This is a genomic window from Psychrobacter okhotskensis (genome assembly GCF_965638355.1).
Classification (GTDB): Bacteria; Pseudomonadota; Gammaproteobacteria; order Pseudomonadales; family Moraxellaceae; genus Psychrobacter; species Psychrobacter okhotskensis.
Map to the genome: position 1 here is coordinate 2,921,795 of NZ_OZ281822.1, position 16,592 is coordinate 2,938,386.

Annotated in this window: 9 protein-coding genes; 1 reads left to right on the plus strand and 8 read right to left on the minus strand. The window is 44.2% G+C overall.

The window, feature by feature from the left end; genetic code table 11:
• Positions 1-26 precede the first annotated feature (26 nt).
• From ACSUPM_RS12120 to pilM, 4 genes are read right to left on the minus strand one after another with little or no spacing between them, the layout of a single operon-like run.
• A complete protein-coding gene (locus ACSUPM_RS12120; RefSeq protein ID WP_436879984.1) occupies positions 27-560 on the minus strand; it encodes a pilus assembly protein PilP in 534 nt (177 codons plus the stop codon).
• Positions 560-1,291 carry a type 4a pilus biogenesis protein PilO gene (locus ACSUPM_RS12125; protein ID WP_173238724.1) on the minus strand — a complete coding sequence of 244 codons (732 nt, stop codon included), beginning with the start codon at positions 1,289-1,291 and terminating at the stop codon, positions 560-562. Before ACSUPM_RS12125 ends, ACSUPM_RS12120 begins: the two co-directional genes overlap by 1 nt.
• Entirely contained in the window at positions 1,288-1,947 is a 660-nt protein-coding gene (locus ACSUPM_RS12130; protein ID WP_025652251.1) for a PilN domain-containing protein, read from the minus strand. The genes ACSUPM_RS12125 and ACSUPM_RS12130 overlap by 4 nt, the downstream gene beginning before the upstream one ends.
• A complete protein-coding gene (pilM, locus tag ACSUPM_RS12135) occupies positions 1,947-3,002 on the minus strand; it encodes a type IV pilus assembly protein PilM (RefSeq protein ID WP_101212191.1) in 1,056 nt (351 codons plus the stop codon). The genes ACSUPM_RS12130 and pilM overlap by 1 nt, the downstream gene beginning before the upstream one ends.
• Before the next feature lie 193 nt (positions 3,003-3,195).
• Between pilM and ACSUPM_RS12140 the strand changes: the two genes are divergently transcribed.
• Positions 3,196-5,889: a penicillin-binding protein 1A gene (locus ACSUPM_RS12140; RefSeq protein WP_025652249.1), complete on the plus strand. Its 2,694-nt coding sequence runs from the start codon at positions 3,196-3,198 to the stop codon at positions 5,887-5,889.
• Between the two features lie 141 nt (positions 5,890-6,030).
• Here ACSUPM_RS12140 and ACSUPM_RS12145 read toward each other — a convergent pair whose 3' ends face one another.
• The 4 genes from ACSUPM_RS12145 to rplL all read right to left on the minus strand — a co-directional run bounded on the left by ACSUPM_RS12145 (position 6,031) and on the right by rplL (position 16,477).
• Positions 6,031-6,558, minus strand: a complete 528-nt coding sequence (locus tag ACSUPM_RS12145; RefSeq protein WP_025652248.1) for a DUF6586 family protein — start codon at positions 6,556-6,558, stop codon at positions 6,031-6,033.
• 215 nt (positions 6,559-6,773) lie between these two features.
• Complete coding sequence (rpoC, locus tag ACSUPM_RS12150; RefSeq protein ID WP_025652247.1) at positions 6,774-10,991, minus strand: DNA-directed RNA polymerase subunit beta'; 4,218 nt, start codon at positions 10,989-10,991, stop codon at positions 6,774-6,776.
• 188 nt (positions 10,992-11,179) lie between these two features.
• A complete protein-coding gene (gene rpoB / locus ACSUPM_RS12155; protein ID WP_025652246.1) occupies positions 11,180-15,298 on the minus strand; it encodes a DNA-directed RNA polymerase subunit beta in 4,119 nt (1,372 codons plus the stop codon).
• Between the two features lie 807 nt (positions 15,299-16,105).
• Entirely contained in the window at positions 16,106-16,477 is a 372-nt protein-coding gene (gene rplL / locus ACSUPM_RS12160) for a 50S ribosomal protein L7/L12 (protein WP_057761722.1), read from the minus strand.
• Positions 16,478-16,592 lie beyond the last annotated feature (115 nt).

The window sequence follows — 16,592 nt, forward strand, 5'->3', positions numbered from 1 at the left end:
ATTTATTCCTCAAAAAATCTGCCGACTTAACTTATAGGGGAGACCAACGACTGGGGCTTTTCAATAAACCCGGCGCGACTGTCTGGCACAATTTCAATCAAATTAATCTGGGTCGGCGTGATTTCAACAATACGGCCGTCATTTAATCCAAGATAATCACCTACTCTCACACTAGCCACTGAACCATCAGGACGTTGTACGAGTGCATATTGCTGACCTTCAGGCGAAATTACGACGCCGCGAAAAGTCAGCTGTGACAGCTCATATTGCTCAAGTGGTTCTTTGACTCTAGTGATATCAGGGCGTATGCCATCGATAGAGGTACTAGGACCTTGTACATTGACTAAGCTTGGTGGCAAAAACGGGCTGCGCTGCGTACTGGCACTATAGACAAAATCTTCTACCAGTTCAGCTTTTGGCGGTGGCTCGATAGGCTGCGCGGGCTGATTGCGAATATCTGTCATCGCTTGCTCTGCCATACCAATACGGTCACTACAACCTGTCATTGATAAAACAGCGGTGCTTAAAATCAGTAGCATGGGCAATTTTTGAATAGTCATTAGTTGCCTCCTGCAGCATCAGTTGTAGCAGCATCAGTCGCGACGGCTTCTTCACCTTCAGGTGCCGCCTCTTTTGAGCGATAGGTTTTGGTTTGTAATACCAAATTCAGCTCCGGCAACACATCCAAAGTAGGTTGTGGATTACTGACTTCAAAATCGTGCATGGTAATAATACGTGGTAAAGCAGCAAGTCCACTGAGAAAGCTACCAAACTGATGATATTCCCCTAACGCTGCAATGCGAATAGGCTGCTCAATAAAGAACTCATTTTCAATTTCAGGCTCTACAGAAATATCTTGGAAACGTATATTACTGCCAACGCCCGTCATATTGATACCCTCTACCAGCTCTGACACACGCGTGTCTTTTGGCAGTTGGTCAAGTAAGGTGTTAAACTCCGTTTCCATCTGGACAACCTGTGCTTGATAAGCCTTTAAATGACGCGCCCGTGATTCTTTTTCACGGTAGCTGTCAAGTAAGGTTTGCTGCTGACTTTCAGCTGCAGTAATCTCATCAATTTTGCTGCTAATCGGTAGCGCCCACGATAGCGCGGCTATCAGAGCAACAATAAATCCAATCACCGTTATCTTTACTGGAAGAGGCCAGCTGCCGTAGTTTTCAGAATCTAAAGACTCAAAACTGCGGCGAAACTCATTCAAGTCAAACTGTTTTTTAGGATTGACAGCCGTCTTTTTGGTTTTAATTAGGCTTTTTTTACGGCTAAGTTTCATAACTCACCTCCAAGCCCAGTAGTTGCATTAGCATCTGCAGGTACCGCCGTCTCTGATTGTACCTTGGTCGTTACGACAAACTGCACATAACTGTCTTCAGGATAAACAGGGCGTGGCTGTTCACCAGTCGTAACCGTTTCATTGAGCGCAGGTGCTGGTGCATAAGCGCTGATATTTTGCTGAATATTACTGACCGCTGAATTGCCCATCCATTTGCTGCTATCAAGATTACGAATCAAACTTGATACGACATTTGGATTGTCCGCAAGACCTGTCAAGGTAAGGGTGTCACCTTCACGTTTTAGATTATTTAGATAAAGCGCAGGAGGAATGGCTTTGGCCAAATCATCCCACAGGCGTACAGGGACGGGACGTCTACCTTGCAAATCTTGAATCACCTGCATACGCGATATGATATCTTCGCGGCGTTGCTCTAGGCTATCAATTTCAGTCAACGCTTTGTCTAAGCGGGCGTTCTCTTGCTCAATCAGGGCATTGGCATTGCGTTGTTCATCAAGCTCATTATTAAAATAGCTCCACGAAGCGAACGCTGCTAACAAGGCGAGTAAAGTTACCGCCACTACTAGGGTAAGAAATTCTTTGTTACGACGTTCGCGCTCTTCTTGCCGCCAGGGCAATAGATTAATACGAGCCATTAGTCGAAGCTCCTTAACGCAAGACCGCACGCGGCCATTAAACTCGGTGCATCAATGACCAACTGCTCATTATCAATGTGCGGCGCAATGGTCATATTGGTAAATGGATTGGCGATACTGACCGTCACACCCAGTTTTTGTTGCGCCATACCAGCAAGACCGGCAATAGAGCTACTACCACCGGCGAGCACGATATGATCAATACTGCTGTATTGGCTCGAGGAAAAGTAAAACTGTAGGGAGCGGGTGATTTGTTGGATGGTATTTTCTATAAAAGGAGTCAACACATCAGGATAATAGTCATCTGGCAAGGTACGTTCACGTTTGCTGATATTTGCTTCTTCAGCTGATAGTCCATAGCGATTTTGTATCGCCTCTGTGAGTTGAGAGCCCCCAAACAATTGCTCGCGACTATAGATAAACTCACCATTCTTAGCAATATATAAAGTGGTTTGATTATGACCGATGTCGACCAAAGCGACCAATTCTGGCATGTTTGGTAGGTTATCCGCCATTAGGCCAAAAGCGCGTTCGATAGCATGGGTTTCAATATCCATTACCTTGGTTTGCAGGCCACCAAAGGTCAAAGCATCTACTCTTTGGTCAACATTTTCCGAGCGTGAGGCCGCAAGCAGTACTTGCACCATCTCATCATTGATCAAAGACGGGCCCAAGACTTCAAAGTCCAAATTGACATCTTCTAATGGATAAGGCACATATTGATCCGCATCCAAACGAATTTGTGCTTCGCGCTCGACATCGTTTAGCACCATATCCATATCAATGATTTTGGTAATTACTGCTGAGCCTGAGACGGCGGCAGCGGCGTCGCTGCCAGCTACCTGACAGCGTCTCGCCAAACCAGCTATAATGTTACCCACTGCCTCAGTATCTACAATGAGTTTGTCGACGACTACGCCTTCCGGTAGTCTTTCAATACCATAGGATTTCAGATGAAATATCCCTTGTTGGCGCTGTATGTCGACCAATTTGACTGAAGTGGCACAGATATCTATGCCAATCAAATGTCGACTTTTGGAAGTAAATAGCCTCACAAACTCTATACCTTATATTAAATGTACAATCTGATAGTTATTTGTAATAATTTAGTACAATACTTTACTTACCAGATAGATTCAAGCATTTAAATAAGTTATTAAGGGTAGCTTACACATTTATTATGACCTACCTATTTTGTTCAAGGTATAATAGTCTATCTGTTGCGAATTTTAATTGATAAGTCTGATTATGACCAAAAAAAATGCTACCGTTCGTCTCATTCACTTTTTGGTGGGGCTTTTCATTGCCTGCTTAGCGTTAGCGCTTATTTTAGCGCTGGCCGTGCCTATTGGCTTCTATGGTATGGCGATGTATTTATCGCCCACCCTACCTAGTATTCAAGAAATCAAAACTGCCAATTTAGAGATGCCCTTACAGATCTATAGTAGTGATGACAAATTAATCGGTCAGTATGGTAACCGTCTCTCGCTACCGGTTACTTTTGATGAAATCCCTGAAGATCTTACTCATGCTTTTTTAGCAGCAGAAGACGCGGCATTCTTTCAGCACAGTGGTATTAGTATTAAAGGTCTTGGTCGCGCGGTCACCGAAGTGGTGACTGATGATGACAGCCAAACTGGTGGCTCTACCATTACTATGCAGGTTGCCAAAAACTACTTTCTGAGCCCAGAGCGTACCTTAAATCGCAAACTGACGGAACTGTTTTTAGCTCGCAAAATTGAAGACGAGCTCAGCAAAAACGATATTTTGACTCTTTATGTCAATAAAATTTATCTCGGCGAAGGTGCTTATGGTATCCGCGCCGCTGCCAAAAAATATTACAGTAAATCTTTAGAGCATCTCTCTATCGCTGAGATGGCCATGTTAGCAGGTCTGCCAAAAGCCCCCTCTAAATACAATCCAGTTGCTAATCCTAGCCGCGCTCTTACTCGCCGTAATTGGATCATTGGTCGTATGCTTGAGCTTGGCTATATCAGCAAAGCGCAACACGATGAAGCGGTAAGCTCACCGGTAGCTATCAATTTATACCAAGAAAAGCTAGACGTTAATATGCCGTATCTGGCAGAAATGACTCGCTCTACCTTGGTTGAGCGTTATGGTGAGCAAGTCATGAATGGTGGCTGGCGTGTGCGTCTTACTGTTGATAGCAAAGCCCAGACCGATGCAGAAGCTGCCGTGCTGACAGGTCTAGTAGCTTATGATCATCGTCATGGCTGGCGCGGTGCGGAAGCCAATGATGAGCCACTTGAGAATTTCCGTCGTTACAGCAACATGTCCCCTGCCAAAGTTACCAAGGTTAATTCGCGTAGTTTCGAGGCAACCATGCCATCAGGTGAAAGCGTGACCGTTAACTGGTCAGGCATGAGCTGGGCACGCAAATATTTTTCAGCCAATCGTATTGGTTATTATCCGAGTAACGCCGGACAAATTGTTAATAAAAATGACATCGTTCGTCTGATACCGACAACTAATGGTAATTGGCAACTGGCGCAAGTACCTAAGGTGCAAGGCAGTTTGGTTTCGTTAAATCCTGAAACGGGTGCAGTTAATGCCTTGGTCGGTGGTTTTGACTTTAACCACAGTAAATTCAACCGCGCTCTGCAAGGGTGGCGTCAACCGGGCTCAACGATTAAGCCGCTGGTCTATACCACTGCTTTAGAAAAAGGCTACCGTCCAGACAGCATTGTCTCGGATCGACCCATTCAAGTAGGCGATTGGAAACCTAAAAACTCCGATCAACGTTTCTTAGGTGACATCACCTTACGCCGTGGCTTATATCTATCACGCAACTTGGTATCCATTCGCTTATTACAGGCGATTGGTATCTCTGACGCCCGTAACCTATTAGATGAATTTGGTCTTGATAAAGAAAAGCTACCGACGACCTTATCGCTGGCATTGGGTGCAGGACAAGCAACACCATTACAAATGGCAACCGCCTACTCTACCTTCGCTAATGGCGGTCATCGCATTCAGCCTTACTTTATCGAACAAATCTATAATTATGACAACAAGCTATTATTCCAAGCCAATCCGCAGCAAGCTTGTGCTTTATGCTTTAACGAACAACTGGAAGATGCTAATAAAAAGCTGCTTGAAGATTATCAGGCAAAAATAGAAAAAGAGAATGAAGCGCTTGCTGCTAAAAAACAGGAAAAGGCTAACACTAAAGACAAAGCATCAGAGAATGGATCAGCTGCTGAGCTAAATGCAGAAAATAGTGACAATACGGTAAAAGATGAAAAGGCGCTTGATTTAAATGTTTATGATGCAAGTCCAGCTTCAGATCGCTTAAAAGCGCCTGTTGTGCAGTACGTTATGGCAACGCAAGCACCACGTATTTTAAAGCCAAGAGTGGCTTATGATATGGCTGATATCTTACGTGATGTGGTACAACGCGGTACAGCCGTTCGGGCAAAAGCCTTAGGACGCAACGATATCGGTGGTAAGACCGGTACGACTAACGATGCGAAAGATGCTTGGTTTGCCGGATTCCATCCGACCAACGCGACCGTCGTATGGATGGGTTTTGATCAACCATCGACCCTTGGTCGCCGTGAGTATGGTGGTGTGGCAGCATTACCTGTGTGGATGGACTTTATGAGAGCCCAGCTTAAAGGTGTACCCAATCAATGGGTCTCCGTTAATAACCGTGCCAAATCTAAAAAGCAAAAACAACAAATTATAGAAATGACGGATGATGGCACTATTGCTAGCGAAGACGAGGATACTGATGTCAGTACTTCAGCCAACAAACCTGTCAAGACCAAAGCGCAGCAACGTAAGGCACCAGAACCTGAGCCGGTTGAAGAAGCAGAGCGTGCGCCCGTGGCAAAACCAAATAATAGTAACAATGATAGCGTGCCACAAAACCCGCTGTCGGTCACTCCTGTGGAGCGTATGCCGCCCATGCCAGAGTAAAACCTTTGTCATGATAATGGCTATTTAACGTTAAAAGGCTGGTTCAGCAATCACTGAGCCAGTCTTTTTTTATTTTAAAACCATGCTCTCAAAGCTGTTCTTTTAAAACTTTGCTTATAAAATCAGTTAAGTCCTACCTTGCTAAAACTCAACCATACCAGCACGCAACTGCTCAATCAGCTCAAGAAACTGTTGGCGCCATTCACGTATGGTTGCCTCATCTGGTAACCATTGGTTCGATAAAGTAACGACATTGACGATAAGATCTTTTGGTTCTATCTCAACCGTATTAACATTTTCAGCTGTCGAATTATCGGGTAATACGGCATACAGGCAACGTTGGTAAGCCCGCTCTACATTGGCCAAAAAGCCATGTTGTTGTAACTGCTGCAAGCGTTGAATTTCAGGCGACACTTGGGTACGTTCGCTCAGCGCTTGCTCGATATCTGCCAAGGTTGGGGCAGTCATATTTAGGCTATAAAAATGACCAAGCTCTTGGATAAAGGCTAAAAAACTGCCGTATAAATGAAAAATAGCAGTCTCACAGTGTGCTTGGTATAACTGCTTATCGTTGGTACTTCCTGCCGCTTGGCAAGATAGACGACAAAAATACAGCTTTTGGTTGGTTCGATCTGCTTGATATTTGGCAACGCGCGTTTTACCTGCCATGCTTTAATTATCCTTGTGTTAGAGGGTCAGTATTCACAAAGAATACGCTATTTTTCCAGTTTACTATTTTCTAAGAGATATTTCTGAAAAAATTTATTTTCATTATATGACTTTCAAGTATTTGCTTTTCTCTGATGCTTCTATATTTCAACGCATAAAAAAGCCAGCGACTGGGCTGGCTTTTTTATTTTTATTCAAAAGTTAACAGCAGACGCTTAGTTGTCTTGATTTAGCTCTTGAGCAAAGGCTTCGTCAAAGCTAGCAAAGTCTTTACTATCAGTGCTTGCTGTCATGTCAAACGCTGCATTTAAGTCTTTGTCTTGTAGCTTCTGATCTGCTTTCTCTTTGCGTGCTTTATGATAAGCAAGACCAGTACCAGCAGGTATCAAACGACCAACAACAACGTTTTCTTTCAGACCACGTAACTCATCGACTTTACCAGTGACGGCAGCAGCTGTTAGGACACGAGTAGTCTCCTGGAATGATGCTGCTGAGATAAAGCTTTCCGTTGCCAAGCTGGCTTTAGTGATACCCAGTAATTGACGCTCAAACTGTACTGGGAATTTATCTTCCGCTTCTAGTTTGGCATTCAATGCTTTGATATCAGCGTACTCGACCTGATCACCTTTGAAGTGACTTGAATCGCCGCCATCAGTAATTTCAACTTTACGTAGCATCTGACGAATAATAACTTCGATGTGCTTATCGTTAATTTTTACACCCTGCAAGCGATAAACGTCCTGTACTTCGTTTACGATATAATCAGCAAGCGCCGTTTGACCTTTCAGACGTAAGATATCGTGCGGGTTTTGTGGACCATCAGCGATAACTTCACCACGAGCAACTGTTTCATTTTCGAAGACGTTAATTTGACGCCATTTCGGGATCAGCTCTTCATGAACCTCACCATCTTCATTGGTGATAATGAAGCGGTTTTTACCTTTGGTTTCTTTACCGAAGCTAACCACACCACTCATTTCAGCCATAATCGCATGGTCTTTTGGACGCCGTGCTTCGAACAAGTCAGCAACACGTGGTAGACCACCGGTAATGTCTTTAGTACCTGAAGACGCTTGCGGTACACGGCCTAGAATCGATCCCGCTGCTACTTTTTCACCGTCGCTCACGCGAATGATGGTTTCAGCAGGTAAGAAGTAAACCACTTCTTTACCTTCGTCAGTGTTCAAGATAATCGCTGGACGTAAGTCTTTGGCTGAGCTTGAACGGTCACGAGTGGCTAGAATCTCAAATGAGCTCATACCCGTCGCATCATCAACCTTCACAGTCGCCGTCATACCATCAGTGATATCACTGAAGCGTGCAGTACCTGCGAATTCAGTGATAATTGGATGCGTGTGCGGATCCCATTTAGCGATGGTTTGACCACCTTCGACCTGATCTTCGTGTTTGACAAGAACGCTTGAACCATAAGGAACTTTATAACGCTCACGCTCACGACCAAGTTCATCGGTCAACGCAATTTCAGCAGAACGCGATACGATAACTAGGTGACCGTCTGTATGCTGAACCGTTTTCATGTTTTCGAAATGCGCTTGACCAGCATTACGTACAGAGATGCTGTTGTCCACTGATGCTGAGCTTGCTGCCCCGCCCACGTGGAACGTACGCATGGTTAACTGAGTACCTGGCTCACCGATAGACTGCGCCGCCATAACACCGACAGACTCGCCGATATTGACTTTATGACCACGGGCAAGGTCACGACCATAACACTGTGAACAAACGCCATGTTCGATATCACAGGTAATAACTGAGCGTACCCAGATATCATCGATTGCGTTTTCGTCAAGCACATTGACCCAATGCTCATCGATCAACGTACCCGCTGGAATTAATACCTTATCGGCATCATCGTTATACGTCACATCACGAGCCGTCACACGACCAAGTACTAGCTCACCGAGTTTCTCGATGATCTCACCACCTTGAATATGCGGCTTCATGAGCAAGCCTTGCTCAGTACCACAGTCATCACTGGTAATGACCAAATCTTGTGCCACATCAACCAAACGACGAGTCAGGTAACCCGAGTTAGCGGTTTTCAATGCGGTATCTGCTAGACCTTTACGCGCACCATGCGTAGAGATAAAGTACTGAAGTACGGTCAAACCTTCACGGAAGTTGGCTTTAATCGGGGTCTCAATAATTGAGCCATCTGGTTTCGCCATCAGACCACGCATACCAGCCAACTGACGAATCTGCGCCGCACTACCACGAGCACCCGAATCTGACATGATAAAGATAGAGTTAAATGACTTCTGCTCTTCTTCTTCACCTTGGGCGTTGATCACTTTATCCGTTGCCAAGTTATCCATCATCGCTTTCGCGACTTTGTCATTGGTACGTGACCAGATGTCGACCACTTTGTTATAACGCTCACCAGCGGTCACAAAACCTTGCTCGAACTGATCTTCAATCTCGCGCACTTCGCCTTCAGCAACTTCGATAATTTGCTTTTTGCTTGGCGGAATAACCATGTCATCCAAACCGATAGACACACCAGATAGCGTTGCTTGCGCAAAACCTAGATACATCAATTGGTCAGCAAACATAACACTGTCTTTAACACCTACTTTACGATAGCAAGAGTTGATCAATTTAGAGATGTTTTTCTTCGTCATCTCTTGGTTACACTCATCAAACGTCATACCTTTAGGCATGATGTTCCAGATAAGCAAACGGCCAGCAACCGTGTCTTTGATACTGATCTCTTTGGTCTCGTTGCCTTCTTCATCAAAATGCGTTTCAGTCACACGAACTTTAATTTTGGCGTTCACATGTAAATCGTTTGAGCCAATCGCACGCAATGCTTCATTGACCGTGGCAAAAATCATGCCTTCGCCTTTGGCATTTACTGATGAACGGCTAATATAATACAAACCAAGTACCACATCCTGTGACGGTACGATGATTGGATCACCGTTCGCAGGCGACAAGATGTTGTTGGTAGACATCATCAAAGCACGTGACTCAAGCTGAGCTTCTAGCGTCAATGGCACGTGAACTGCCATTTGGTCACCATCGAAATCGGCGTTGAATGCGGTACAAACGAGTGGATGCAGCTGGATGGCTTTACCTTCGATTAGTACTGGCTCGAACGCTTGTAGACCCAAACGGTGAAGCGTTGGTGCACGGTTCAAGAGCACTGGATGCTCACGGATAACCATGGCCAACATATCCCACACTTGCGGTTCTTCACGCTCAACCATCTTTTTAGCAGCTTTAATCGTCGTTGCCAAACCATGAGACAATAGTTTGTTATAAGTAAATGGCTTGAATAGCTCAAGTGCCATCTTCTTCGGTAGACCACACTGATGTAGACGTAGCGTAGGGCCGACAACGATGACCGAACGGCCAGAATAATCGACACGCTTACCCAATAAGTTTTGACGGAAACGACCTTGCTTACCTTTGATCATATCTGCCAAAGATTTCAATGGACGCTTATTACTACCGGTAATCGCACGACCGCGACGACCATTATCGAGTAGCGCATCGACTGATTCTTGCAACATACGTTTTTCGTTACGCACGATGATATCAGGGGCGCTTAGCTCTAATAGACGCTTAAGACGGTTGTTACGGTTGATGACGCGGCGATATAAATCGTTTAGATCTGATGTCGCAAAACGGCCGCCTTCTAGTGGTACTAGCGGGCGCAAGTCTGGTGGTAAGACTGGTAAGATATTCATTACCATCCACTCAGGCTTGTTATTAGAATCACGGAATGCTTCTAATAGCTTAAGACGCTTAGACATCTTTTTAAGCTTAGTTTCAGAACCTGTTTGCGGAATCGCTTCACGCAGCTCATCGATTTCTAAATCTAAATCGATGTCTTTTAATAGGTCTTGAACGGCTTCTGCACCCATTTTGGCTGTGAACTCATCACCAAACTCTTCAAGTGCTCTGTAATAATCTTCATCATCAAGCAATTGATACTTCTCTAGAGAAGTCAGACCAGGTTCTGTGACAATATAGCTTTCAAAATAGAGCACACGCTCAATATCACGCAGCGTCATGTCTAACAATAGACCGATGCGGCTTGGTAATGATTTTAAGAACCAAATATGCGCCACAGGACTGGCTAGGTCGATATGACCCATGCGGTCGCGACGAACTTTGGCGGTCGTGACTTCAACGCCACATTTTTCACAGATAACGCCTTGGAATTTACGGCGTTTGTACTTACCACATAGACATTCAAAGTCTTTTACTGGACCAAAGATTTTGGCACAAAAGAGACCATCACGCTCAGGTTTAAACGTACGATAGTTAATGGTTTCAGGCTTTTTCACTTCACCATGCGACCATGACTTGATCACATCAGGTGAGGCCAACGTAATTTGGATGCTATCAAACTCTTGATTACCGTTGCCGGTAGGGCTTTGCATGATATCGAGTAAATCTTTCAAGTTGCTTCTCCGTTATCTTTATAATCATCTGATGGCGTACTATTGACGCAAATAAGATGAATGAAGGCAATGAATAGGGTTGAGACAAATCACTAAAAGCAGCAGCTATGCGCGTACTGCTTCTAGATTGACCACTAAGAATAATAATTAACTAAAGCTATGTTAAAGGTAGCTTCAGTCAGCCGTGCTTAATGGGTTTGCTTTAACTCAATATTGATACCCAGTGATTTGATTTCTTTGGTCAAGACGTTAAACGATTCAGGCATACCTGGATCCATATATTGCTCACCATCGACGATGTTTTTATACATACGGGTACGGCCTTCAACGTCATCCGACTTCACCGTTAGCATTTCTTGCAAGGTATAAGTCGCGCCATATGCTTCTAGTGCCCAAACTTCCATCTCACCGAAGCGCTGACCACCAAACTGTGCTTTACCACCGAGTGGCTGCTGCGTTACTAGTGAGTAAGAACCGGTAGAACGTGCATGCATTTTGTCATCAACCAAATGGTTAAGTTTCAGCATATACATATAACCGACCGTTACTTGACGATCAAACTTCTGACCGGTACGACCATCATACAATGTCTGCTGACCGTTTCTAGCTAGACCAGCAAGCTCTAGCAAGTCTTTGACTTGATGCTCATGCGCACCATCAAATACTGCTGTGCCCATCGGTACACCGCCACGCAAGTTGTCTGCCAATGCCATGATATCGTCGTCAGACAAGCTATCAAGATCGACTTGCTCGCCGCCCACTTTGTTATAAATTTGGTCTAAGAATTCACGTAAGTCTTTCATCGCAGCTTGTGCTTTCAGCATGCCATCAATCTTCTCACCCAAACCTTTCGCCGCCATACCCAAATGCGTCTCTAGCACCTGACCGATGTTCATACGCGATGGAACACCAAGTGGGTTCAGTACGATGTCAACTGTGTTGCCATGCTCGTCATAAGGCATGTCTTCAACCGGCATAATGCGCGATACAACACCTTTGTTACCATGACGACCAGCCATCTTATCACCAGGCTGAATACGACGCTTAACCGCTAGATATACCTTAACAATTTTTTGTACGCCATGTTGCAAGTCGTCACCAGCGGTCAATTTGCGTTTTTTCTCAGCAAATTTAACATCGATATCTTTTTGCTTATCGACTAAGTAATCGGCAATCTGCGTGAGACGCTCAGAGATTTCTTCTTCAACCGGCTGGATATCAAGCAAGGTCTCAAGGCTCATGTCTTTCATATCAGCCAATGCCATAACCGTACCGGCTTTTAGACCCGAACCACCACTGACTTTTTGGCCATCTAATAGATTACCAATACGACCACGTGCTGCTTCTTCAAAGATACGTAGCTCTTCTTTTAAATCTTTACGATAGCTATCAAGCTGCGATTTTTCAATCGCTCTTGCGCGCGCATCTTTTTCGACGCCATCACGGGTAAAGACCTGTACGTCGATGACCGTACCTTTGCTTGATGTTGGAACACGCAATGAGGTGTCTTTCACATCAGCCGCTTTTTCACCAAAGATAGCCCGTAGTAATTTCTCTTCTGGCGTCAGTTGCGTCTCACCTTTTGGCGTGACTTTACCAACTAAAATATCACCAGCGTCCACTTCAGCACCGATATAAACGATACCAGCTTCATCAAGACTTGATAGCGCCGCTTCACCAACGTTTGGAATATCCGCAGTGATCTCTTCTGTGCCAAGCTTGGTATCACGTGCCACACACGTCAATTCTTGAATATGAATCGTGGTGAAACGATCTTCTTTTACCACTTTTTCAGATAACAAGATCGAATCTTCGAAGTTGTAACCATTCCACGGCATAAATGCGATGCGAATGTTCTGACCCAATGCAAGCTCACCAAGATCCGTAGAAGGACCATCAGCTAAGATATCACCTACAGCAATAGCATCACCTTGGTTGACGATGACGCGTTGGTTGATACACGTGTTTTGGTTTGAGCGCGTGTATTTAACGAGGTTATAGATATCAATACCGGCTTCGCCAGCGATCATCTCATCTTCATTCACACGAACAACGACACGTGAGGCATCAACGTCTTCGATCACACCGCCACGCTTAGCGATGACACAAACACCAGAATCACGCGCAACGTGACGCTCCATACCCGTACCTACTAACGGCTTATCAGCACGTAGCGTAGGAACAGCCTGACGCTGCATGTTCGAACCCATCAAGGCACGGTTAGCATCATCATGCTCTAGGAACGGAATCAAACCTGCTGCGACCGATACGACCTGACTTGGCGACACATCCATATGCGTCACTTTTTCTGGCGGCATGCGGACGAATTCACCGTAGCTACGCACACTGACCATTTCATCAGATAATGCGCCTTCTGCGGTTACTGGTGAATCAGCCTGTGCAATGACCGTACCTACTTCTTCAATCGCTGATAGATACTCAATAACGTCCGTTACTTTACCATCAACCACACGGCGATAAGGCGTTTCTAAGAAGCCAAAGCTGTTGGTCTTTGCAAAGGTCGCTAATGAGTTAATCAAACCAATGTTTGGACCTTCAGGAGTCTCAATCGGACATACACGGCCATAATGGGTATCATGTACGTCACGTACTTCAAAGCCTGCACGTTCACGGGTCAGACCACCGGGCCCTAATGCAGATACGCGACGTTTATGGGTCACTTCTGACAACGGGTTATTCTGATCCATAAACTGTGACAACTGACTTGAACCAAAGAATTCTTTTACCGCAGCCGCTACTGGCTTTGAGTTAATCAAATCTTGTGGCGACAAGTTATCAGATTCCGCCGAGCTTAAACGCTCTTTGACCGCACGCTCAACACGTACTAAACCAACACGGAATTGGTTTTCTGCCATTTCGCCTACCGAGCGAATACGGCGGTTACCTAGATGGTCAATATCATCGACTTCGCCGCGACCATTACGAATTTCAATCAATTCTTTTAGGACGTTAACGATATCGGCATTGGTTAATACGCTACGTTCACGCTGAATATCAGCATCATCGGTATCTACAAAATCAAGACCAAGACGGCGGTTGAACTTCATACGACCGACATTAGATAAATCATAACGATCAGCGTTAAAGAACATACTATCAAATAGCTTCTCAGCGGTCTCAACCGTTGGTGGCTCACCTGGACGCATGACTTTATAAATCTCAATCAATGCTTCTTCACGGCTTGAGGTGCTATCTGCACGTAGCGTATCGGCAATATAACTGCCTTGATCGATATCATTGGTGAACAGAATGCTGAACTCTTTGATAGACTCACTGGCTTCAAACGCGCTTAATTTAACCAATAATTCATGGTCAATTAACGTATTGGCTTTGGCAATAACTTCATCGTTAACGACGATGTCTTCGGCCAAGATACGCTCATATAAGTACTCATCAGGGATAGAGATTTTAGTCATACCCGCTTCTTCAAGCTGACGGATACGGCGGGCGTTGATACGCTTGCCTTGCTCTACAATAACCTCACCTTCAGGTGATACGATGTCGAACTGTGCCATCTCACCACGTAAGCGGTCAGCAACCAGATCAATCTCAAACTGCTCTTCGCCCTTATAAACGGCTACTTTATCAAAGAACAAATCTAAGATTTCAGAGGTACTCAAACCCAATGCACGAAGAATAATAGACGCTAATAGCTTACGACGACGGTCAATACGAGCAAAGACTAGATCTTTGGCATCGAATTCAAAGTCAAGCCATGAACCACGGTAAGGGATAATACGGGCGTTATATAGCACTTTACCGCTTGAATGTGACTTACCTTTATCATGATCAAAGAAAACGCCAGGAGAGCGATGCAGCTGAGACACGATAACTCGCTCAGTACCATTAATAATAAAGGTACCATTTTGGGTCATCAAAGGCATCTCGCCCATATAGACGCTTTGCTCACGGATATCTTTGATTGCCGCTTTGCTGTCTTTGTCTTTGCTGTCTTTATCTTTGATAATCAGACGGATTTTGACACGCATAGGCGCTGCAAACGTTGAGCCACGCAGGATACACTCACGCTCGTCAAATTCAGGTGTACCTAAGTAATATTCAACGAATTGTAGCTCTGCGTTACCAGAGTGACTCTCAATTGGGAAAATAGAGGAATACGCAGCTTGCAAGCCACTATTCTCACGAGCTTTTGGTTTTTTATGCTCTTGCAAAAATTGCTCGTAGGAATCTACTTGAATAGACAGCAAATAGGGAATGTCCATCACAGTGGGCAATTCAGCAAAACTTTTGCGAATACGCTTTTTTTCAGTATAAGAATATGCCATCGAGAGTCCTTACAGTAAACGTGGAAACGAATTGAAAGCGTGGCCAGCTTGCATCAATACTATTTAATATTAATATTATGCAAACTTGACAACGTAAACGATAATATAAAACGGGTGTTAATACTTAGCTAGTGACTGTTTATCCATTAGTACAGGTGATACAGTGGTATGTGCTTCAGCAGTGCGTCACTATGACACTGTATTCAATCTTATAACTGCCTTTAATCTCACAAGTTGCTCTAATCTTATAATCGGTATCTAAGCCACTCTATATGATGCCTTAGAACGACAATTTCAATATCAGCCAATCTATATTCAATTGCCTAAAAGGCCAAATTTACCAATATTCTTGAGAAGAAATAACTTCTATTCGAGTCATGCTAAACCACTTGCTATCAAAATCAATATCGTCGCTAATATCTACCGTCTATGAGCCTACCTACTGACAGTAAAACCATGCTAAATGGACAACCTAAGATCAACAGCTTTTCAGGATTAATAATTGGGGTAGCTATAACTTTTAGAATCAGTATAAACTATAGTGTTAATGGGAAAGCATGCAGACACAAAAAAATGCCAAACATCTATGGACGTTTAGCTGATATTAACTGATTTCAAAAACTGGTATGTGTGCTTGCACTGTGTTTATTTGCATAGCTATCGTCTGTCCTTTTGATGGGTATCCACCGTGATGTTGCATACGACTGTTGGCAGACACAAAAGGTCAAGCTACGAATTATAATAAAAAAAAGCTGGCAATGCAAGGCATTACCAGCTTTTTTTGTACAACACTAAGATAAGCTCAGCTTATTTTAGTTCAACAGTTGCACCAGCTTCTTCAAGTTTCTTTTTCAACTCTTCAGCTTCAGCTTTAGATGCGCCTTCTTTGATTGGAGCTGGAGCGCTTTCAACCAAATCTTTCGCTTCTTTTAGGCCAAGACCAGTTGCTTCACGTACGGCTTTAATTACGCCAACTTTCTTCTCGCCAAAGCTAGCAAGAACTACGTCAAATTCGTCTTTTTCTTCAGCAGCAGCAGCAGCAGGACCAGCAGCAGCAGGTGCAGCAGCAACAGCAGCTGTTACGCCGAATTTTTCTTCCATGTCGCTGATTAATTCAACGATATCCATTACTGACATTTCAGCGATTGCATTTAACACGTCATCTTTAGATAGTGCCATGAGAACTCTCCGTTATCTGATAAAAATTAATTGATTCTAATATCGCTTTGATTGATTGCCGAATGTGGCAATAAAATTCAACCAAAATTAGCGATGTTAAAGTTACGTTAAAACA

Coding starts and splice junctions, on each gene's coding strand:
- ACSUPM_RS12120 (WP_436879984.1), bottom strand. CDS start 560: ATGACTATTCAAAAATTGCCCATGCTACTGATTTTAAGCACCGCTGTT.
- ACSUPM_RS12125 (WP_173238724.1), bottom strand. CDS start 1,291: ATGAAACTTAGCCGTAAAAAAAGCCTAATTAAAACCAAAAAGACGGCT.
- ACSUPM_RS12130 (WP_025652251.1), bottom strand. CDS start 1,947: ATGGCTCGTATTAATCTATTGCCCTGGCGGCAAGAAGAGCGCGAACGT.
- ACSUPM_RS12140 (WP_025652249.1), top strand. CDS start 3,196: ATGACCAAAAAAAATGCTACCGTTCGTCTCATTCACTTTTTGGTGGGG.
- ACSUPM_RS12145 (WP_025652248.1), bottom strand. CDS start 6,558: ATGGCAGGTAAAACGCGCGTTGCCAAATATCAAGCAGATCGAACCAAC.
- rpoB (WP_025652246.1), bottom strand. CDS start 15,298: ATGGCATATTCTTATACTGAAAAAAAGCGTATTCGCAAAAGTTTTGCT.
- rplL (WP_057761722.1), bottom strand. CDS start 16,477: ATGGCACTATCTAAAGATGACGTGTTAAATGCAATCGCTGAAATGTCA.